The organism is Streptomyces sp. WAC06614 (assembly GCF_003949795.1).
Lineage (GTDB): Bacteria > Actinomycetota > Actinomycetes > Streptomycetales > Streptomycetaceae > Streptomyces.
Window position 1 is genome coordinate 1 of the sequence record NZ_RPRY01000556.1, and the last position, 2,623, is coordinate 2,623.

The 2,623-nt window shown below is 68.7% G+C and carries 3 protein-coding genes; all 3 read right to left on the minus strand.

Annotation, left to right across the window (positions count from 1 at the left end):
• Window positions 1–312: 312 nt before the first annotated feature.
• The gene (locus EF918_RS34595; protein ID WP_260610974.1) at window positions 313–942 is read right to left on the minus strand and encodes a restriction endonuclease; all 630 of its coding nucleotides are present in this window, start codon (window positions 940–942) and stop codon (window positions 313–315) included.
• Between the two features lie 53 nt (window positions 943–995).
• A complete protein-coding gene (locus EF918_RS34600; RefSeq protein ID WP_260610972.1) occupies window positions 996–1,289 on the minus strand; it encodes a hypothetical protein in 294 nt (97 codons plus the stop codon).
• A gap of 316 nt (window positions 1,290–1,605) precedes the next feature.
• Window positions 1,606–2,623 (minus strand): magnesium and cobalt transport protein CorA (locus EF918_RS34605; protein ID WP_260610973.1); only part of this gene is annotated, 1,018 nt, incomplete at its 5' end.

The following is a 2,623-nucleotide window of genomic DNA, read 5'->3' on the forward strand; positions in this document are numbered from 1 at the left end:
CCCCGCACCCGATCCACCCACCGCCGCGCCTCCCCCGGAGCCGTAGTGCGCCCAGGAGCGCCCAGCACGCGCATCCTACGACCCACCCGAACACCCCCAGGGACCCCCCGGCTTTCCGTGCCCTGCACCCTGGGAGAGCCTCGGCTGCTAAGCCCGCTTCATGCCCGAGGCTGGCCGCAAGGGCCGCGTGGCAGTCGATGCGTCGCCCGGAGTGGCTCCTCAGTACGTCCGAGAGACTTGCCCTTGCCTGAGAACGGGTGGCACAGCACATGCTGTGCCACCCGTTCCCGTTGGTCGGTCAGGCTCTGTGTTTCATGCCGCTCGACGCCAGGGCAGGCGGGGGCGCCGCGAGGGCAGTCCGAGCAGTTCGTGCAGGGCCTTGCCCTCGTGGGCCCATTGGTCGAGTCGGTCGCGGTCGACCCAGTGCACTCCGTGGCGGTCGCCCCAGGCCATGGCGTCGCGCGTGAACGAGCCGTTGGTGACGACGACGGCGTGGTCCGCCTTGTGCGCGGGCCCTGCCGTGCCCTTCACCTCGTACATCACCGACGAGCCGACCTTGCCGCCGACGCGGGTGTACTTCGCCTGCACCACTATCCGTCCGAGGGGGACCAGGACGCCGATCACGTCCGCGGCCTGGTCTCCGCCCCCGCCCACCTTCGTGGCCGCCCAGCCGTCGCGGACGAGGAGATCGCGCAGCGCATACTCGAACAGCTGGTCGTCCATCGCATCCAACTCGGCCAAGGTGATGCACAGACGAGCCAGCCTCTCGCTGTCCGCGCGGTTCCGGCGGGAGCGCCGTAGCCCGAGGCAGACCAAGCCGGAGGCGAGGGCCAGGCCGATCAGGACCAGCAGCGGCCAGCTCGCGGCGGCCTTCGTCAGGAGGCGGGATGCAGCCTGTGCCAGGGCGACCGCGAGCGCGAGGGCAACGGCTGCCGCACCCAGGACGTCTGCGGTACTGCGCGGTCGCCACCGAATGCTTCGCCGCCGCCGGCCCGTCACTGCCCGCCCGCTGGCGCGGATACGCCGGGCTTCGGCGCGGGCTGCTGCTCGGCGGAGCCGTCGCCGAACCCGAAGACCTGACCCCAGAGCCATACCACCGCGCACAAGCCGGCGATTGCCCAGACGCTCAGGCCTTTGGCCTTCCTGGGACCTGGCTTGCGACGGATGTAGCTGCTCACGCGCACGTATCCGTCCGGAACCTTCGGCATGCTGAATCCCTCCCCATCGGTCCGCGCCGTGCGGACTTCCAGTTCGGTTGTAGCGGCGACCACTGACAGAACCTGATGCACCGTCATGATCGTGCGGGCGGCAAGGGTGCAAGTCGGCCATGTCTTTGGCAATGTCCGGCCGACTATGCGGCCCGTTGGTCTGTATCGATGCTTCGGGCCGTGCCTCACGCTGCGGAAATGAGGGCGTACCAAATGGCCATTTCCCGCGGAGCGCGGTCGGTGACGATTGCGCCGGGCGCCGCCCCTGGTGAGTTGGCGGCGCTGCGTCTGGTCGACCCCTTGCCGCGCATACTCCCCAGATTCTCCCCACGGGGCCCCTTGGGGTACGGTCCATGATTTGCTTACGCTAAATCAATCAAGCTTCCAGGCTGGTTCGCTACAGCCAGTCCCGCTTCTTGAAGATGACGTAGAGGCTGACGCAGACCACCGCCATCAGCAGGATCGCGAACGGGTAGCCCGCCGCCCAGTGGAGTTCCGGCATGGTCTCGAAGTTCATGCCGTAGATCGTGCCTACCAGGGTCGGGGCGAAGAGGATGGCGGCCCACGAGGAGATCTTCTTGATCTCCTCGTTCTGTTCGAAGCCCGCTTCTGCCAAGGCGCGCATTTCGGCGTTCTGTTGTTGGGTGACCAAGGTGGCGTTGACCGTGAGGATTTCGGTCAGGGCCTGGCGGAAGCCGTCCACGCGTTCGCTCGTGTGGGTCACGTGGTCGGCGACGTCGCGGAGGTAGCGCTGGAGTTCCTCGTCCGTGCCGTACTTGGCGAAGCCTGCCATCAGGCCGTGGAGCATGCCGACCAGGGGGCGGGTGGCGCGTTGGAACTCGACCATTTCTCGGGAGAGTTCGTAGATGCGGCGGGAGACCTCGGGGTCGCCGCGGAAGACCTCGGTCTCGATCTCGTCCACGTCGTTCTGGACGCCGGCGACCACCGGGGCGTAGCCGTCGACCACCGCGTCGAGGATGGCGTAGAGGACCGCCTCCGGGCCGAGGGACAGGAGATCCGGGGTGGCCTCCATGCGGCGGCGGACCGCGGAGAGGTCGGGGGCCGCGCCGTGGCGGACGGTGATCAGGAAGTCCGGGCCGACGAAGACGTGGAGCTCGCCGAAGTCGACCTCCTCCTGGGCGTCCAGGTAGCGGGCGGCCCGTAGGACCACGAAGAGGGTGTCGCCGTAGCGTTCCAGCTTGGGGCGCTGGTGGGCCTCCAGGGCGTCCTCCACCGCGAGCGGGTGGAGGTTGAACTCCGTCGCCAGGGAGTGCAGTTCCGACTCGGTCGGGCGGTGCAGGCCGATCCAGGCCATGCCGTCCGGCTGGTCGCGTAGGAGGCGGAAGGTTTCGGCGAGGGTGGTGGGGGAGGCGGTGCGGCGGCCGTCGTGGTAGACCGCCGAGTCGACCACGCTC